Below are 19,094 nucleotides of genomic sequence, written 5' to 3' on the forward strand. Positions count from 1 at the left end.
TAAACGTGATAGAATAGGTAATATTATTTTATTGGATTAAAAGGAGAACGTCATATGAATAAAAATACATGGATTATAGGCTTCACATTGTTTGCAATGTTCTTTGGCGCTGGCAACCTTATTTTCCCACCTAATTTAGGTTTAGATAGCGGAGAATATTTCTGGCCATCCATTTTAGCATTTGCATTAACTGGAATCGGATTACCGTTATTAGGCGTTGTTGTAGGTGCATTAGATAAACAAGGCTACATCGGGTCATTAAATAAAATATCACCTAAGTTTTCAGTAGTATTCTTAGTAATTATATACTTAACAATAGGTCCATTATTTGCGATTCCACGTACAGCATCAACATCATTTGAGATGACTGTTACACCAATTGCACAAACAAATAGTAGTTTAGCATTATTTATATTTACAGTTATTTATTTCTTAATTGTATTATATTTATGTATCAATCCTAGTAAAATGGTTGATCGTATCGGGTCATTGCTAACACCATTACTACTTATCACGATATTAGCGATGATTATTAAAGGATTCGTAGATTTTGGTGGTAATGCACCAAGTCAATCTGCAGAATCGTTTACTTCTGGCTTTGCTGGGTTTTCACAAGGGTTTACCAATGGTTACCTAACGATGGATGCTATTGCAGCAATTGCCTTCTCAATGATTGTAGTTAATGCTGTAAAAGCAACAGGCGTTACAAATGCTAATAAGATCTTTAAGCAGACATTATTAGCTGGTTTAATCGCTGCAGTTGCCTTAATGTTCATCTATATTTCTCTAGGTTTTATAGGAAATCACATGGATGTATCGCAAGAAAAAATTGCTAGTTTAACAGCAAAAGATCAAAACATAGGTACATACCTATTAACTACAATGGCAGATGTAGGCTTTGGAACTTTTGGTAAATATCTATTAGGTATTATTGTTGCACTTGCGTGTTTAACTACTGCATGTGGTTTAATCGTTTCAGTGTCAGAATATTTCCATAGAATTTTACCGAAAATTTCTTATAAAGCTTATGTAATTGGATTTACGCTAATTAGTTTTATATTAGCAAATCAAGGTTTAAACTCAGTAATTACAATGTCTGAACCAGTACTTAGTATTGTATATCCAGTAGCAATTACTTCAGTATTACTGATATTGATTGCACGTTTCGTACCAACTAAGCCAATTGCACAACAAATTCCAGTTGCGATTGTTACTATTGTTTCAATATTAAGTGTAGTACATACACAAGGCTGGATAAAAATGAGCTTTATTGATAGCTTACCTTTAAAAGACTATTCATTAGAATGGTTCCCAATTGCTATAGTCACTACTATCATAGGTTATATTGTAGCTACTATGGTTAAAAATCAAAAACCTATCGTTTACGAAAAAGATTAAAAGTTCATTTAAGTAGATTCTGCTCAATATTTAAATGCATCGTTTTTGTAAAGATACAATCCCTTCAAAGTAGTCACTGAAACAGTGATTGCTTTGAAGGGATTTTTTATGTGTAAAAATATCATTTTGCTATTAAAATCTTCATTTAAATAAAAATATCATTTTTCAAGGGCAGAATTTTCCAATTGCATGATTAATATATAATAATTTAATCTTAAAAATTATAACTATTTTACAAAGTCCAATTGATTACTAAGAAGAAGTGGGCTATAATCTTAACTTCAAGTGTTTCGTCAGTGACAATAGTAAGTCTCTTGTCACAATCATAAATAGACTTACATATTTTTATTAAAGATGGAAAGTACACGTGTTCATATTCACAAAAACACCATTTGCTATAGCGTAAGACTTCGTTTTCATACTTATAATCTTGAACTCTAAAACAATATTCAATGATATTCGTAAGCAATTGGATAAGTACTGAAAAAGCTAAACTATTTATTATAAAAGACTTAATATAGAGAAAATAGAGAGAACCTAAAAAGAGGAGTAGAATAACATTAAATTTTCTTATTGGAAAGACAAACTAGATTGGCCGGTGTTTCTTATTAGCGGTGGCGTACTCGTATTATTTGTAATTATGTCATCACTATTTACTACAGCAACTTCGGATTTCGTGCAAAAAGGCTTTGAACTATCCATTACATATTTCGGTGCATTTTGGCAAATTTTATTACTAGCAACATTTGCGGTAGGTGCTGTTTTAGCCTTTTCAAAGTATGGTCGTGTAAGGCTCGGAAATGCTTCTAAACCTGAAATGAGTTACTTCAGATGGGCAGCAATTGTGATTACGTCAGGGTTAGGGGCAGGCGCTATATTTTGGGCTGCTGCTGAACCTATGTATTATTTTATTGATGTGCCACCAACTATGGATCCAAGTATCAAAGATAGTAGTTCAGCTGCTATACCAGCAGCAATGGCTCAAAGTTTCACATCATGGGGCTTCACAGCCTGGGCAGTTTATGGTGCTGTCAGTGGTATTATTATTATGTATGCACATTATAATAAAGGCATGAAAATGCGTCCAAGAACAATTTTATATCCAATATTTGGTAAAAAGATCGAGCATACTAAGACAGGCTCTATGATAGATGTCTTTTGTATTTTAGGTGCTGTAGCTGGAACAATTGGAACAATTGGATTTTTCGGTTTTCAATTTAGTTACTGGTTACATAGTATTTTTGGTATTCCAGATAATATCATTACTCAAGTCTTATCTGTTGCAGGACTTATGGTCATTGTATCTATTTCTGCAACTACAGGGATAGATAAAGGTATACAGTTTCTTAGCAAACTAAATATATGGTTAGCAATAGCACTTGCTGTCTTTATATTGTTAATAGGCCCTGGTGGTTTTATTATTGATACTTTTATTTCTTCTTATGGAACATATATCAATAATTTCTTAGAAATCAGTACCTTTAGAGGAGATAATCAATGGGCCGGCGCATGGATGCTTTTCTTCTTTGGTTGGTTTATAGGTTATGGTCCTTTAATGGCTATGTTAGTTGCCCGTGTCTCAAAAGGACGTACAATCAGAGAAATCTTCATACTCGTTTCAGTCGTAGCAGCTGTAGTTTCTCATTTTTGGTTTTCTATTTTAGGTGGAAGTGGATTGTTTTATGAATCTAAAAATAATGGTTCAATTAGTGATCCTTTATCTGAAAATGGTTTACCTGCAGCAGTTATCTCAATTGCTACACAATTACCTTTAGGCAATGTGTTAGTTATAGCTTTACTCATTTTGACACTTATATTTGTAATAACAACTGCCGATACAATGTCATATTCAATTTCTATGTCCGTTACTGGCGAAGGAGATCCGCCTAAAATCATCAGATTATTCTGGGTTGCTATTATGGGTGTAATCTCAATTATTCTTATTAATATTGGCGAGGGTAGTATTAGTGCAATACAGTCCTTTATAATCGTAACAGCAGTACCTATATCGATTATCATGCTTCCTGTCGTTTGGACAGCGCCGAAAATTGCGCACAAACTTGCTGTGGAACAAAATATAGTAACTACTAAATCCTCAGACACAGTTGACAATACAGAGAATTTAATTAAAAATTCAGCAAATCAACATACAGAAGATTCTAAGCATTAAATAGAGCGATTAGAATTAAATCTCAAAATGAGTCTGAGACATAAGCTTCTCAGATAACTAAAAAATGATGGTTTCTACGTGAAATAAAGTAGAAGCCATCATTTTTATGTTTTTTATCTATTTTTGTAGCTCGATGAGCTACTATTTTCCTTATATTTATTGCCATTCATGCTAATCCTACTTCTCGTTTTAAAATTATGTTAGAGTAACTTTATTATACGAAAGCGTCTTATTTTTTGTATTAATTTATATAATTGTACCGATTTTAAATAGAAAAAGTAGATGGGGCGGGGAGAAATCAAAATTTGATTTTCTGTCCCGACTCCATCTACTTTATTTGTTCATAAAACTTTATTTATTATCTTTCATATCTAACAATTGATTTTGTAATTCTGATTCAAGTTGATTTAATTCTGTTTCTGCTTGTTTACGTTTAGTACGGCCTTGTTCTTGGATTTGAAGTGTCTGTTCAATTGTTTCAATAATATCATTTTGTGTTGTTTTGAGTGTCTCGATATCAACGACACCACGTTCATTCTCAGTAGCTGTTTCTAACGCGTTTTGTTTTAATAATTCAGAGTTTTTTAATAGTAAATCATTTGTAGTATCTGTAACTGCCTTTTGAGCTGATACGGCATTACGTTGTCTCATCAATGTTAATGCAATAGACATTTGGTTTTTCCATAATGGAATACTCGTTAAAATTGAACTTTGAATTTTCTCAGCAAGGGCTTGGTTTACGTTTTGAATCATTCGTATTTGAGGTGCAGTCTGAATTGCAATCTGTCTTGATAACTGCAAATCATAAATTCGTTTATCTAAACGATCTATAAATTGTTCCATATCAGATGCTGCTTGCACATCCATTTGGTTACCTGTCGTTTTTGCTTGTGTTCTTAGTTTAGGTACTTCAGTCTGTTGAAGCGCATGCTGTTTCTTTTTAGCTGCTTCAATATATAAAGACAATTCTTCAAAATAATCTTTATTCATATTGTATAATTCATCTAACATGTCTATATCTTTTTTTAAGTTATTTTTATGCTTATCTAACTCAATAGAGATACGATCAATCTGTGAACCTACAGATTGCATTTTAGAAAATATTTCATTAACAGATGCTTTCGTACGTTTAAATATACGTTTCAACTTAGATTGGTTTTCTGGATTAAGTTCTTCAGGATTAACTGACTTTAATTTACTCATTAAACCATTCAGAGACTCACCCACAGGGCCAACATCTGTTGTGTTAACTTCATTTAAAATACGGTGTGAGAACTGTGACATATTTGATTGTGCTTGTGTACCATAATTCAGTAAACCATCATTATCCATTGGCTTTATTTGTTCGCTCAACTTATCGATTTTTTGTTGTTCCTCTTGAGTATATTGCGTTTTATTATTGATTATTTCATTTTGATTAGCTGACTGTTCATCAATATATTTGTCCAATGGATGTGAACTTAAAAAGTCTTGTTCTTTAGCCATTCAATTTCTCTCCATTCTTAATTCTATGTTATTTATTTCTTTTCTGTTCCATTTTGTTTAATTCCATCTCTATATCTAACTGGCTATAGTCTTCGTTATTAATTCTCTTCAAGTCAGCAACTAAAGTTCTTTTCACTTCGTCTAAAGTAATTCTTGTTTGTTCTAATTTTTGTTTTTCTTCTTTAGATTTTTTAGGTGACTTAGATAATCTTGTATATGCTTCAATTAAATTTAATGCATTATCAATATGTGAATAGAAGAAACCTTCTACTTTGAAAAATGAACCTGGTTGTTGTTTCACTGCAAAATAAATTGCACGAGAAATTCGGTATATTTCATTCACTTGTCTAAAATCTTTAATCGATCTCACATTTACAAATGTTTTTAAAATTCTTCTAATCTTATCTTGTGCATTGTTTAACTGACTATTTACAAAATGATAATCACGACGTGATAGACCAATTTCATTTAAATATTTTCTAGAAGTTAAACGTTGAGTAGGGAAGTAAATTGCCAAGAACGTTACCGCAGAAATAAGAAAATCAAATATAACATAAATATCAAGAGCAAAAACACTAGTAAACCATGCGATAACTGCTACTGGAAAAGCTATGATTGTCCCAAAAATACGTGAAATAGTATATCTCAAACTTCATCTTCCTTTATATAGTTTTAAAATCCTTTAATGATTCATCAATATTCAATTCTTCTATAGTATAATCTTCAACATGCGAGGCAGGTGACGCACCGTCTATAACTGCATTTAAAAATGGAGTTAATGCTTTTTCATTTCCTTGCGCATAAATATCAACATAATTATCAATATTTTCAACTGTGCCTACAATATTATACTTTCTAGCTATCTTCTGTGTATAGTATCGGAAACCTACACCTTGCACCATTCCAAATACTTTAACGTGTTTGCACTGCATATTATCACCTCTTAGTAGTATTATACGAAATTTTAGGCCACAAAACTAATATTTACGTTTGAGCTACGTATGTATATAGGCCAAAAGTATGAGTCAGATAACTTGATTTTGTATATTATCTAGTTAAAATATTACACATAGACAAATTGTGCGACTCTAATTAAATTATATAAAGTATATAACTAGTTCTATTCATATCTATTTATAAACGTGGGGATTTTATTTAGAGTGAATGTATGAAGACCATACATAAGTATAATCAACTTGTTCTATTAAGCTTAAAATTTAGAACACGCTATTTAAATGTTTTGAAAATGTTTTTGAGCTGACTATGAAAGGGTGAAATGAAATGTGGACAGTTGCAAAAATTCGGGCTGACTATGAAGGGTGGTGGTTATTTAGTGACTGGACTGATCATATCGTAGAACAACATAATTTTGAGACTTATAACGAGATGTTAAGCCAATATCAATCAATCATTTTAAAATGTAAAAAAGATTATGATAACTATTTAGTTGGAAAATATAATATTCATGCGTTTTATAATAATTGTGATTTAGGATTTTGTGAAGATTGCGATGAAGATTTACAAATATTCTATAGTTTTATTGTTTTAAATAATAATGAAGTATATTATAAATTACCTATTGTTGAATAAACAGTTTATTCAGATTTGTATTGCAATTTTATTTAAATTGCTTTATACTGTTAGTCAAGCAATAGTTTTATTCCATATTGCAAAGAATATTGTACTAACAGACTTGAACTGTGAAATTGTATTTTTTGTAATATGCGAATAACGCATATTGAATGAATATTAGTCTTGGAGGTTTCACAGTTATGAAACAAGGTACAGTAAAATGGTTTAACGCCGAAAAAGGTTTTGGTTTTATCGAAGTTGAAGGAGAAAACGACGTGTTCGTACACTTCTCAGCAATTAACCAAGAAGGATACAAATCATTAGAAGAAGGTCAATCAGTTGAATTTGAAGTAGTTGAAGGCGACCGCGGTCCTCAAGCTGCAAACGTTGCTAAACTATAATATAGATTTCTATATTGACTTTATTTAAAAAGAACCTTGTCAAAGGTTCTTTTTTTTATATATAGAAAGCCTTTCTCGATGAAATCGAGTTAGGCTTTCTTAATGCATGCGACAAGCATGTAATCCGCTAATGCTTCTTAGATTACATTTTAATTATGTTAGGGCGACTTAATGCGTGCGACAAGCATGTAATCCTTTATTTTCGTCGATGAAATCGAGTTAGGCTTTCTTAATGTGTGCAATATACATATATTCATTCAATATAGGCATTTAAAGAGCTTTCAATTATAATCATGACCAATTAACCCAGAACTTTATATTGTTTGTTTAACACGCTTAAAACACCATTTTAAAAACATTAAAAAAGGTTGTTAGCATGCCCAGTAGGGAATAGCTAGCAACCTTTTTTCTTATATAGTCATTTATTTTGTATCATTAATGATTAATTGACGTAATGATTGACGCTTAATAACTTCTCTTGCTTTTCCATCTTTCAAGAAAAATACGGACGGTTTCTGCATTTGGTTATAATTTGATGCCATTGAATAATGATAAGCACCAGTTGATAAAATAGCTAAGTAATCGCCACGTTTAACTGTACTTGGTAATTGTGCATCTTTGATAATAATATCTCCAGATTCACATAATTTACCTGCCAGTGTTACAGTTTCATCCTTTGGATCATTTCTATTAACCAGTAGAGCTTCATACTTCGCATCATAAAGAGAGGTACGAATATGATCACTCATGCCACCATCGATTGACACATATTTATTCACATTAGGAATATCTTTAATTGTACCTACTTCATATAAAGTAATACCTGCTTCTCCTACAATTGAACGTCCAGGTTCAATACCAATTTCTGGAATAGGGTAATCAGCTTCTTGTGCTATCGTTTTAATTGCTTCAGTTATTTCTGCAATACCATCTTCGATAGGGAAGCTCACATCACCTTCGACATACTTAATACTAAAGCCGCCACCTAAATTGATCAATTCTATCTGAATGTCATTTTCTTTCAGCCATTGGATAACTAATTTAGTAGTTTCAATCATAGCTTCAGTACCTTCAATTTGCGAACCTACATGGAAGTGAACACCTTTAAGATTTAAGCGCTTAGCATCTTTAACTTTTTTGACACCTTCAATCGCCAAACCATGTTTGATAGACAAGCCAAATTTACTATCTTCTTGTCCAGTTTGAATAAATTCATGTGTATGTGCTTCAACTCCAGGATTTAACCTTAACACTACATTCACTTCTTCACTTGCATAACGGTTAATAAGATCAATTTCTTCTAAAGAGTCAATCACAATATAACCCACTTTACTTTCTAAGGCATATTGTATTTCACGTTTTGTCTTATTATTACCATGAAAATGTATGTGCTGTGCATCAAAACCAGCAGCTAATGCTGTGTATAATTCACCTTCAGATACTACATCTAATTCGAGTCCTTCTTCTTCTACTAATTTAACCATTTGTAAACAAGTAAATGCTTTAGAAGCATATGAAATATTATAGTTTAATCCGCTCTTTTGAAAAGCTTCATGAAAACGTCTCATTTGTGTTCTGATTTGCGTTTCATCATAAACAATCGTAGGCGTCCCAAAACTTTGTGCTATCATTTTAAGACTTGTACCTCCAATTGTAAGCTCTCCTTTATCATTGTATTCTACTACCATAATTTATCTATACTCCTTTATTAGTGAGTCATGATTCATCGCGCTTAATTGTTCAGAATTCGCGCCCACACCTTTAAATGTGAACTCATCTACGCGTATATCGTTATTATATAGTATCACTTCATCTTGTGCACGAACATTGCTATCTACTTCCACAAACATATGACTCATCATTAACGCACGTATAGGATAACGTTTACCGTTAATCAATGCTTCGTGTTGTGCTCTTGATTTAAGTATACCATCGCCGTAACCAACATCTACGACTGCTAACCTTGTTTCATCTTGTGTAGCTTCATAAGCAAAACTATACCCACAATAATCTCCTTGATTAACTTCACGCACTTGGATGACATTACCTTTAACAGTCAATGATTGTTTAATTGCTGTTTCCTCTACATGACTGTATGGTCTTGAACCATACAATGCAATGCCAACACGTGCGTGTGTATGATGGGGGAAAACACCATTTTCTCGATAATAACTCGCACTATTTTGAGCATGAATTAGATCAAACTGATAGCCCTCAGTCAATAAAGTATCTACAACGTCTAACCATGCTTTTCGCTCAATTTCATAATCAGGAACATCAAATTCGTCTGCATATCCAAAGTGTGTCCATAAGCCAGTTATTATCATGCGCTGTTCATTTTTATTTTGCGCATGATGTATAAGGACTTCTCTCATTTCTGCAATTGATTTCAATCCTGAACGATGTAATAAATTTTCATATTCTAAATGAACTTGAATATCATATAAATCTTCTACATGTTCATAATAGAAGTCTAGAGAAGGTAAAGTCATCTGAATATGATAGGCACGTAGTTTATCGAATTCATAAACTGCATTCATTAAAAATATCGTAGCGTCGGGTGCAAGTTTACGAATTCGGATTGCTTCTCTCAAAGAAGTTGTACTAAAAGTTTGGATACCAGCTTTTTTAAATTGTTGAACAGCAAATTCCAAACCGTAATGGTAAGCATTATTTTTAACTACAGCCATGAGTTGGTTATCTTGCGCTACATTTACTGCATTTTCATAAAATTTCTCTGTATCTACTGACCAAATGGCTGTCATTGTACACGCACCTCACTATAGGATTTTAGAAGTTGTTCATAATAATCTGCAATACGTATGAGCATATATTCATTGAAATTTAAATGAGAAGTGTGTAAGCCAGTTACATAACCCTTCTCCTCATCGCGTACACCAACAAATACAAAATAACTCGGCGCAAGTTGACTATAAAAGCTGAAATCTTCGCCAAATAAATAAGGTGTAGGTTTATCAATAATTTCAAAATCTGCATTTTCCAATCCATGTTCAACATGTTTACGTAGTAATGGATCATTATAAGTAGGTGGGTAACCTTCTTCAAACTTCACTTCACATTCTACATTAAATAATAAGCTGACACTTTCAGCAATTTTGGCCATTTGTTGTTTCACGATTTCTAAGTCATGAACATCATATGTTCTGATTGTACCTTCTAGATAACCATGACTAGGGACAGTATTAATCGCTTCTCCAGCTTCAAAATGACCCATATGGACAATATTTCGTTTTAAACCGTTCAAATGATATTGTTGAATTTGTCCTACTTGGCTTAATACATGTTGTAATGCTTCTCCACAAGAATGTCCTTGTTCTTTATCCGCAACATGACTAGAAAGGCCATTTAGATAAAATCTATATTCAGTAGCACTTGCCGTTATTTCTTCATCTCGTATAACAACTTTACCTTCATTTTCAAAGGGCATAACATGAATACCAAATACTGCTTCAATTTCATAATTTTTAAAGGCACCAGCACGAATTAATCGATTTGCACCGCCACCTGTTTCTTCAGCAGGTTGAAATATAAAAACGATACTTTGCGGTAACGTTCCTTGATCAGCCATCGCTTTACATCGTTTAACAAACAGCATTAACGCAGTAGTGTGCCCATCATGTCCGCAAGCATGCATCACATTATCTGTTAAACTTTTGTAAGCTACATCGTTTTCTTCAAAAATAGGCAATGCATCAATATCTGCACGATAAGCTATCGTATGCTCACCGTTCCCAGGTAAATAAGCAACCAACCCTGTATCAAGAGGGCGTTCATAACTGATACTTAATTCATCTAAGAAAGAAGCAATATAGGTAGTAGTTTCATATTCATGTAGACTTAGCTCTGGGTTTTGATGCAAATGACGTCTATGTGTTGTTACGAATTCTAATTCATTCATTTTAAATCAAATCCTTTTAGTTTTATTAATTAACTTCAGATTTTAATCTAAAGCACTTTGTTTATATGTATAAAAAATCGAAAACATAATATTAAAAAAATGAGGAGGTAAGACCGATTCATCAATGTATAATGGATAGCAACTTTTTAAAAGTTATAAACGCCATCATTAATTACATCTTGTCTCGTCTTAAACCTCCTACATTAATATTTATGGATGTTCATATTAAGAAGCATAGTTCTGATTATTCTAGAACCATAACTAACTTAGTAAAAGTGGAAATTGCATGAAATTAAGCTTTAGTCATTCAATTTTCTTAAAGCTGAAACGATTTCACGTTTCGAATCTTCAACTTCACTTGTCTGTTTAATCACTTTAGCAGGTGTACCTGCAACAACTGATCCAGCTGGCACATCTTGCGTTACGATTGCGCCTGCAGCCACAATAGAGCCTTTGCCAACACGAACACCTTCAAGAATAACTGCATTCGCACCAATAAGTACATCATCTTCGATTACTACTGGTGAAGCACTAGGTGGTTCAATGACACCAGCTAATACTGAGCCTGCACCAACATGTACATTTTTACCAGTAGTTGCACGGCCGCCAAGTGTTGCATTCATATCTACCATTGTACCTTCACCAACTACAGCACCAATATTAATTGTTGCGCCCATCATAATCACTGCGCCATCTTCAATAATAGCTTGTTCACGGATGAAAGCGCCTGGTTCAATACGTGCATTTGTGTTAGTTAAATCTTTTAATGGAATAGCCGAATTACGACGATCCATTTCAACTTCTATAGTTTCAATACTAGATTGATTCGCTTCATAAAATGTTTTCCATTCATCAGCTTCACAGAAAATAACTTTTGAATCAGGTGAACCAAACACTTTGAAACTATCAGGGAAGGTTACATTTTCAAAATTCCCATTAATATAAACCTTTAGGGGTGTAGATTTCTTTGCATCACTTATATATTTAATAATTTCTTCTGCCGTTAAATGTTGTACCATAATTTAATACGCTCCTTAGTTTTTATAGGTTATCAAATGTATAATAATCATTTGCCTTGTTGATTAATTTTTCTGCTGCACCGATTGCACCATTTGCAAAAATATCTTTTGACTGTGCTCGATGCGTAATCTCTATTGTCTCATCAGTACCAGCAAATAGCACGTCATGTTCTCCTACAATCGTGCCGCCACGAATGGAATGGATACCAATTTCATCTTGTGTGCGTTTTTCAGTATGCTCATGTCTGTCATATACCGGTGTAGATTTTTCTCGCAAGTCATCAATCACATCATATAATTTTACTAATGTACCACTTGGCGCATCCACTTTTTTATTATGATGTGCTTCCGTAAGTTCAATGTCGAAATCTTGTAATAGAGGCACTGCTGCTTCTAAAATTTTTGTTAAAGCATGTACACCATAACTCATATTCGCACTGAAAAAGACTGGCATTTGATCACTTAATGCTTTAAGTTTATTGATTATTTCTTCTTTTTCACCAGTCGTTGCTATTACTAATGGTAAATTAAAGTCTTCATCCAATAATGGTAATAACAGTTCTGGGTTGGAGAAATCAATTGCAACATCTGCTTCTTTAGCATCTGCTATACGTTCAAAAGTAGGGTACGGGTAATCCTTGGTAGCATCTCGTACAATAACACCAATTATTTCATGTCCTTTTGCTTCAGCTAATCTTGCGACACGTTGGTTCATTGCACCATAGCCTATTAATACTATCTTCATACTTTGTCACCTACTTTAAATTGTTCATACGCTTTTTCTAATGTTCGACGGTCTTCATCTTCTAAAGTTACAAGTGGTAAACGCACCTCGTAATTTCCGAAGCCTTCTACCGCTGTGAGTGCCTTCACTGGAATAGGATTAACATCAACTGCTAATGCATCTAACAATTTTTGAATCGGTTGGAATTGTTTTTCAATATCTTCTCCATTTTGTTTAGCATCATATAACGCTTGAAAAGATTTAGGAATCACGTTAGCTACTACTGAGATAACACCATGTCCACCTTTATTAAAATACTCAACTACATTGTCGTCATTACCACTATAAAGTGTAAAGTCATTTAAGTTGATACGTGCTTTTACTTCTTCTAAATAATCAAAATCGTTGGTCGCATCTTTTAATGCAATAATATATTCATTCTTACTTAAAGTTTCAACAGTATCTGGTTCTATAGTCATATTTGTACGAGAAGGCACATTATATAATATGACTGGTAATTTAATCGCATCTGCTATTTTCGTAAAATGAGCAATTAAACCACGTTGATTCGTCTTATTATAGTAGGGCGTGATTAGCATAATTGCATCTGCACCAATTTCTTTAGCACGAACTGAAGCTTGAATTGATTTTTGGGTGTTATTCGTACCTGTGCCAGCAATTACAGGAATGCGTCCATTTACATAATTTACGACTACTTCTAATATTTGATCTTTTTCGTCATCAGTTAATGCCGGATTCTCAGCTGTAGTACCATTTACAACAATCGATTTCACATCATTTTCAATTAAGTATTTCAAATGTCTTCTAAGTGCATCATAATCTACTTCATTGTGTGTAAAAGGTGTTGTTAGAGCGACACCTACGCCTTCAAAAATATGTCCCATATTATTTTACTCCTTTCAAGCTCATAACTTGTTCAAGTATTTGCACTGCATTCAATGCCGCACCTTTCAATAAGTTGTCAGAAGTACACCATACATGGAATGTATTATCTAATGTTTCATCACGGCGAATACGTCCTACAAATATTTCATCTCTGTCTGTAGAATTAATAGCTAATGGATATACATTATTTTGTGGATCATCTTCAAGTACCACACGGTCATCATTTTCAAATAATTCTTGAATTGCACTCACTGTAGCTTCTTTTTCTAACGTTACACTCATGTGTACACTATGACTGTCTTGAACTGGCACACGTACACAAGTAGCTGTAACTTTCAATTCATCATCTTTTAAGATTTTACGTGTTTCGTCTATCATTTTTTGTTCTTCTTTTGTATACCCATCTTCAAGGAAAGTATCAATATGAGGTAATACATTATTATAAATAGGGTGAGGGTATGCTTCAGGGGCCTTACCATTTGCTCCCTCTGCTAAATCTTGTTTCCCTTTTACCCCAGAACCCGAAACTGCTTGGTATGTCGTATATGCAACACGTTTCAAACCAAATTCTTCTTGTAATGGTTTAAGTGGTACAACTGATTGTATTGTTGAGCAATTTGGATTTGCAATAATTTTTCTATCTAATACAGGTTCATTAACTTCTGGAACGATTAAGTCTACACCTTCAGTCATTCTCCATTGACTTGAATTATCAATGACAATTGCACCCGCTTGTTCAAAAATAGGGGAGAAGTGTTCACTTGTACTTCCACCAGCACTCATTAATACATAATCAAATGATTCCTTAGCTGCTGCTTCTGTTAATTCTCTAACTGTGTAGTTTTTACCTTGAAATTCAATGTTTTCACCTGCTGAGCGAGCTGAAGAGAACAACACTAACTCATCAAAGGCCACACCTTTGCGATCTATTGTTTCTAACATTTTTCTTCCTACTAAACCTGTTGCGCCTGCCAATGCTAATTTTGTCATATACCATACACTCCATTTTTATTATTTTAATAAATCTTAATTATATTCCGAAAATTCAGATATCAAAAGCTTGATAAAGGGTTCGAACAGCTCGTTCGCCATTCTCAGCATCTATCACACATGAAATACTTATTTCTGATGTTGTAGTTTGATAAAATGAAATATCGTTTTCAATTAAAGTAATGAATGCTTTTGATGCTACACCAGAAATATCACGCATACCAGAGCCAATTAAAGAGATTTTAACGTATGCTTCATTAATTTTGAAGTCTAATGCATTAAACTGTTCTTTTAAAGTTTCTAATATAGTTGAAATCTGAAAAGCATCTGTATCTTTAATAGTAAAGGACATTTGTAATCCTTCCAAGTTAATAATCTGAGAAATCATATCAATATTAACTGAACCTTCTTCCAATTGAGTAAAGAGCTCAGTAAGTAATCTATTATCTGGTAGGGGATAACTAATTGTAACGTGCATCATATGTGTATCTAACGCCACACCTGTGACTGCTTTTTTTTCTAATAATTCTGCTTGTGACATAATCCATGTTCCTTTCACATTTGATAAAGTTCTTCCTAAATAAAGCGGGATATGATAGTTGTTTGCTAATTCGACGCTTCTTGTTTCTAATACGCCTGCACCTAATGCACTCATTTCCATCATTTCTTCATAAGAAACGTATTCAAGCCGTTTTGCATCTTTATATAATCTTGGATCTGTAGCATAGACACCATCGACATCGGTGTAAATCTCACATGCCGTGTCATTACTTGCAGCTAAGGCAACAGCAGTAGTATCTGAACCACCTCGACCTAATGTCGTTACTTCAAGTGATTCATTAATGCCTTGAAAACCAGCAACAACTAAAACATCATTTTCTGTAAATGCGATTTCGAATGTATCAGGGTTAATTTCTGCTATTCGACTTTTTAAATGATGTCCAATTGTCTTAATACCCGCTTGATATCCGGTCATCGCTTTGGCGTTGACCCCGATATCATTTAAAACCATAGATAAGTAAGAAACTGTCTGTTGTTCACCGGTTGTTAATAATAGTGCAAGTTCTTGATCTTTAGGGCTTGTAGTCAATGCAGAGACATTAGCCATAAGCTCATCTGTGGTCTTGCCCATGGCGCTAACAACAACAATAAGTTGTTCACCTTGATCAACTCTCATTTTCAACATTTCCGCTATATTTTTTATTTTTGTAAAATCACTTACTGAAGAACCTCCAAATTTCAAAACACTTCTGTTCAATTCTATATCCTCCTCAATCAATAGGGGAGAATCACAGTATTAAAAAAAGAACAAGTTCGGGATGCGAACTTGTTCTATAATTTATATACAAGTGATGCACTCCATTATCTTACAATAATGACAGACTCTTAGCTCTTAACCATAAAGTCCAACGTGTTATAAGCTGCTATTATAACTATTTCGGCATCTCACCCTTTCAAAATTAGCTGCTAGCAGGCAGGTTCTTCTAATATTTACTAATGATTGATGCGCCTCATCAAAACCATATTTAATTTTTGTTTGTTTATGATTCATATTATACATATGCTTATATGTACTGTAAACCGCTTTTATCAAGTTTTTTAAATTTACTGAAAAATACAACATTATATTTATACATTTTACGTTATAAGTGTAAATATAATTAAATCTGTTTAATAACAATCACTTTTCTATATTCCAATTTTTAAAACTCTTCATATGTTGCAGGGTCTTGACCTTTTAATCTACCATCTTTTTGAGATAAGTTGTTTATTTTTTCTACGTCTTCAACTTCTAAGTTAAAATCAAAAACATTTAGATTCTGAATTTGTCTCGTGATAGATGTAGATTTTGGAATTGGCACTACACCTAATTGAACGTGCCATCTTAATATAATTTGAGGTATTGTTTTATTATATTTTTCGGCAATTACAGCGATATCTTTATCTTTTATTACTTCAGATGCACGACCCAATGGACTCCATGCTTCTGTTATAATTCCTTTTGTATTATTATATTCAACCATATCTTGTTGATTAAAGTACGGATGTAATTCAATCTGATTCACAGTAGGTAAGACACCAGTTTCTTTTTCTAATTTTTCTATATGTTCTGGTAAGAAATTACAAACACCAATAGATTTAATAAGTCCCGCTTTTTGAGCATCAATCATCGCTTGCCAAGCTTCAACATATTTATTATGTCTTGGGTTTGGCCAATGAATTAAATATAGATCAATATACTCAACATTTAATCGATAAATAGATTCTTGTATAGCTGTTAATGCTGCATCATAGTCTTGATAACGACCTGGTAATTTCGAAGTTACAATGATTTGATCTCTTGAAACATGACTTCTTTCAATTGCTTTACCCACTGTACCTTCATTTTCATAGTTATAAGCTGTATCTAATATTCTGTACCCTTGATTTAACGCATTAACGATTGCATGTACACCTTGCGCACCATTTAATTTATATGTACCGAAGCCGATTTGTGGTAAAAGTTGTCCATCAATCATATTTAAATTTTCCATTAAAATAACTCCTCCGTTCATTTGAATTAATTATGATTATATAATTCAAAAATTTATTTTGAAAGTAATTAGCCCAAACAGTGGGGCGCTTCACTCTAAATCAGATGATAAAGCAAATTAAAAAGACACCTCTAATGCTATAAAAGCATTAGAGGTGTCTACATTTTAAGAGGAGTACACTACATATTAAATGGAATACGCTTCTTATTTATTGCGTTATATTTAAATCAATAACACATGGTTATTATTTTAAGACACCAGTTTCTTCTAAATAAGCTCTATAAGTCGTTTCTTTAGAAAGACCACCAGTTGGGTTTAAATCAATAACACGGTTTGCAATCGTATTGATGAATTCAAAGTCATAAGATGTAAAGATAATAGAACCTTTGAATGATTTCAAGCCATCATTGACTGCAGTAATACTTTCTAAGTCTAAATGGTTCGTAGGTTCATCCAGTAGTAACACGTTAGAACTTGATAACATCATTTTACTTAGCATACAACGTACTTTCTCTCCACCAGATAAGACACTCGCTTTTTTCTTAACTTCTTCACCGCTAAATAGCATACGTCCTAAGAAGCCACGTAAAAATGTCTCAGTTTGTTCGTCCTCAGGTGCGTATTGACGTAACCAGTCAACTAAGTTTGTATCTACACCTTCGAAGTAGAATGAGTTATCTTTAGGTAAGAAACTTTGAGAAGTTGTTACGCCCCATCTTACTGTACCTTCATCTGGTTCCATTTCACCAGCTAAGATTTTAAGTAATGTTGATTTAGCAAATTCACTATCACCAACTAATACAGCTTTATCGTTAGGATCCATAGAGAATGAAATATTATCTAATATTTTCACGCCGTCGATTGTTTTAGAAACATTGTCGACATGTAATAAATCATTACCAATTTCACGTTCAGGTGTGAATTTCACAAAAGGATAACGACGAGAAGAAGGTTGAATATCATCAATTTCGATTTTTTCTAATTGCTTCTTACGACTTGTTGCTTGTTTTGATTTAGAGGCGTTTGCAGAGAAACGTGCCACGAAATCTTGTAATTCTTTAACTTTCTCTTCTTTTTTCTTGTTTTGATCTTGAGCCATTTTCATAGCAAGTTGACTTGATTGGTACCAGAAATCATAGTTACCAACAAACAATTTAATTTTCCCATAATCTAAGTCAGCAATATGCGTACAAACATTATTTAAAAAGTGTCTATCATGAGACACAACAATAACTGTATTTTCAAAATTAATTAAGAAATCTTCTAGCCAGCTTATTGCAGGGATATCTAAACCATTGGTAGGCTCATCTAGTAATAATACGTCAGGTTTACCAAAAAGACTTTGTGCTAATAACACTTTAACTTTTTGATTGTTTTCTAATTCAGACATTGTTTTATCTTGTAGGTCTGCTTTGATACCTAGACCAGAAAGTAGGGTACCCGCATCTGCTTCAGCATTCCAGCCGTCCATTTCAGCAAATTCGCCTTCTAGTTCTGCAGCTCTAATACCATCTTCATCGCTGAAGTCTGGTTTCATATAGATTTCATCTTTTTCTTTCATTACTTCATATAAACGTTCGTGTCCTTTAACAACAACATCAATCACACGTTCATCTTCAAATGCAAAGTGATCCTGTTTTAATACTGCTAAACGTTCGTCTTTACCCATAGAAACATGACCAGTTTGAGCATCTAATTCACCTGATAAAATCTTTAAGAACGTTGATTTACCTGCGCCATTAGCTCCTATTAATCCATAACAATTGCCATCTGTAAATTTAATATTTACATCTTCAAATAGTTTACGATCACCAAATCGTAAACTTACATCAGTAACTTGTAACATGCATTTACTCCTTTTCGTTATCCTTTTCGTTAATCTACCGGACAAATTATAACACACTTATCAACTTGTTTCGACCATTCTCGATGTAGTGATGCTAGTTTCTTCATAGCATGTTATAATAAATAAGAAT

General features: G+C 33.1%; 17 protein-coding genes and 1 riboswitch. Of the genes, 4 read left to right on the forward strand and 13 right to left on the reverse strand.

The window, feature by feature from the left end; genetic code table 11:
• The first annotated feature begins 54 nt into the window (after positions 1–54).
• Together brnQ3 and ACP3TL_RS04760 are read left to right on the forward strand one after the other, a co-directional pair.
• Positions 55–1,398 carry a branched-chain amino acid-like transporter carrier protein BrnQ3 gene (gene brnQ3, locus ACP3TL_RS04755; RefSeq protein WP_046465316.1) on the forward strand — a complete coding sequence of 448 codons (1,344 nt, stop codon included), beginning with the start codon at positions 55–57 and terminating at the stop codon, positions 1,396–1,398.
• Between the two features lie 640 nt (positions 1,399–2,038).
• Positions 2,039–3,568 (forward strand): BCCT family transporter, encoded by a 1,530-nt coding sequence (locus tag ACP3TL_RS04760; RefSeq protein WP_410529799.1) that lies wholly within the window; start codon positions 2,039–2,041, stop codon positions 3,566–3,568.
• A 351-nt stretch (positions 3,569–3,919) separates the two neighbouring features.
• Here ACP3TL_RS04760 and ACP3TL_RS04765 read toward each other — a convergent pair whose 3' ends face one another.
• The 3 genes from ACP3TL_RS04765 to ACP3TL_RS04775 are packed head-to-tail and all read right to left on the reverse strand — an operon-like array spanning position 3,920 to position 5,985.
• Positions 3,920–5,053, reverse strand: coding sequence for a toxic anion resistance protein (locus ACP3TL_RS04765; RefSeq protein ID WP_046465314.1), 1,134 nt, complete (start codon positions 5,051–5,053; stop codon positions 3,920–3,922).
• 28 nt (positions 5,054–5,081) lie between these two features.
• Complete coding sequence (locus ACP3TL_RS04770; protein ID WP_046465313.1) at positions 5,082–5,702, reverse strand: 5-bromo-4-chloroindolyl phosphate hydrolysis family protein; 621 nt, start codon at positions 5,700–5,702, stop codon at positions 5,082–5,084.
• 13 nt (positions 5,703–5,715) lie between these two features.
• On the reverse strand, positions 5,716–5,985 hold the full coding sequence (locus ACP3TL_RS04775; RefSeq protein ID WP_046465312.1) for an acylphosphatase: 270 nt from the start codon (positions 5,983–5,985) through the stop codon (positions 5,716–5,718).
• 349 nt (positions 5,986–6,334) lie between these two features.
• Here ACP3TL_RS04775 and msaA point away from each other — a divergent pair, with 349 nt between their 5' ends.
• Both msaA and cspA read left to right on the forward strand, forming a co-directional pair.
• A complete protein-coding gene (gene msaA / locus ACP3TL_RS04780; protein WP_002507638.1) occupies positions 6,335–6,643 on the forward strand; it encodes a regulatory protein MsaA in 309 nt (102 codons plus the stop codon).
• A 182-nt stretch (positions 6,644–6,825) separates the two neighbouring features.
• Positions 6,826–7,026 carry a cold shock protein CspA gene (gene cspA / locus ACP3TL_RS04785; protein ID WP_002507639.1) on the forward strand — a complete coding sequence of 67 codons (201 nt, stop codon included), beginning with the start codon at positions 6,826–6,828 and terminating at the stop codon, positions 7,024–7,026.
• 422 nt (positions 7,027–7,448) lie between these two features.
• On the opposite strand, the gene lysA is transcribed toward cspA, so the two are convergent.
• The 10 genes from lysA to ACP3TL_RS04835 all read right to left on the reverse strand — a co-directional run bounded on the left by lysA (position 7,449) and on the right by ACP3TL_RS04835 (position 18,964).
• Positions 7,449–8,714, reverse strand: coding sequence for a diaminopimelate decarboxylase (gene lysA / locus ACP3TL_RS04790; protein WP_046465311.1), 1,266 nt, complete (start codon positions 8,712–8,714; stop codon positions 7,449–7,451).
• Positions 8,715–8,717: 3 nt separating this feature from the next.
• The gene (locus tag ACP3TL_RS04795) at positions 8,718–9,791 is read right to left on the reverse strand and encodes an alanine racemase (RefSeq protein WP_046465310.1); all 1,074 of its coding nucleotides are present in this window, start codon (positions 9,789–9,791) and stop codon (positions 8,718–8,720) included.
• Entirely contained in the window at positions 9,788–10,945 is a 1,158-nt protein-coding gene (locus ACP3TL_RS04800; protein WP_046465309.1) for an amidohydrolase, read from the reverse strand. The genes ACP3TL_RS04795 and ACP3TL_RS04800 overlap by 4 nt, the downstream gene beginning before the upstream one ends.
• Before the next feature lie 299 nt (positions 10,946–11,244).
• Positions 11,245–11,964: a 2,3,4,5-tetrahydropyridine-2,6-dicarboxylate N-acetyltransferase gene (gene dapD / locus ACP3TL_RS04805; RefSeq protein ID WP_046465308.1), complete on the reverse strand. Its 720-nt coding sequence runs from the start codon at positions 11,962–11,964 to the stop codon at positions 11,245–11,247.
• A 22-nt stretch (positions 11,965–11,986) separates the two neighbouring features.
• Positions 11,987–12,709, reverse strand: a complete 723-nt coding sequence (gene dapB, locus ACP3TL_RS04810; protein ID WP_046465307.1) for a 4-hydroxy-tetrahydrodipicolinate reductase — start codon at positions 12,707–12,709, stop codon at positions 11,987–11,989.
• Positions 12,706–13,593: a 4-hydroxy-tetrahydrodipicolinate synthase gene (gene dapA / locus ACP3TL_RS04815; protein WP_046465306.1), complete on the reverse strand. Its 888-nt coding sequence runs from the start codon at positions 13,591–13,593 to the stop codon at positions 12,706–12,708. Before dapA ends, dapB begins: the two co-directional genes overlap by 4 nt.
• A 1-nt stretch (position 13,594) precedes the next feature.
• On the reverse strand, positions 13,595–14,584 hold the full coding sequence (locus tag ACP3TL_RS04820) for an aspartate-semialdehyde dehydrogenase (protein WP_046465305.1): 990 nt from the start codon (positions 14,582–14,584) through the stop codon (positions 13,595–13,597).
• Between the two features lie 55 nt (positions 14,585–14,639).
• On the reverse strand, positions 14,640–15,842 hold the full coding sequence (locus tag ACP3TL_RS04825) for an aspartate kinase (protein WP_046465304.1): 1,203 nt from the start codon (positions 15,840–15,842) through the stop codon (positions 14,640–14,642).
• Positions 15,843–15,928: 86 nt separating this feature from the next.
• Positions 15,929–16,107: riboswitch (Lysine riboswitch) on the reverse strand.
• Between the two features lie 180 nt (positions 16,108–16,287).
• On the reverse strand, positions 16,288–17,118 hold the full coding sequence (locus tag ACP3TL_RS04830) for an aldo/keto reductase (protein ID WP_046465303.1): 831 nt from the start codon (positions 17,116–17,118) through the stop codon (positions 16,288–16,290).
• Between the two features lie 244 nt (positions 17,119–17,362).
• The gene (locus tag ACP3TL_RS04835) at positions 17,363–18,964 is read right to left on the reverse strand and encodes an ABC-F family ATP-binding cassette domain-containing protein (protein ID WP_069815671.1); all 1,602 of its coding nucleotides are present in this window, start codon (positions 18,962–18,964) and stop codon (positions 17,363–17,365) included.
• Between the last annotated feature and the right edge of the window lie 130 nt (positions 18,965–19,094).

This window comes from Staphylococcus caseorum, from assembly GCF_049943195.1.
Classification (GTDB): Bacteria; Bacillota; Bacilli; order Staphylococcales; family Staphylococcaceae; genus Staphylococcus; species Staphylococcus equorum_A.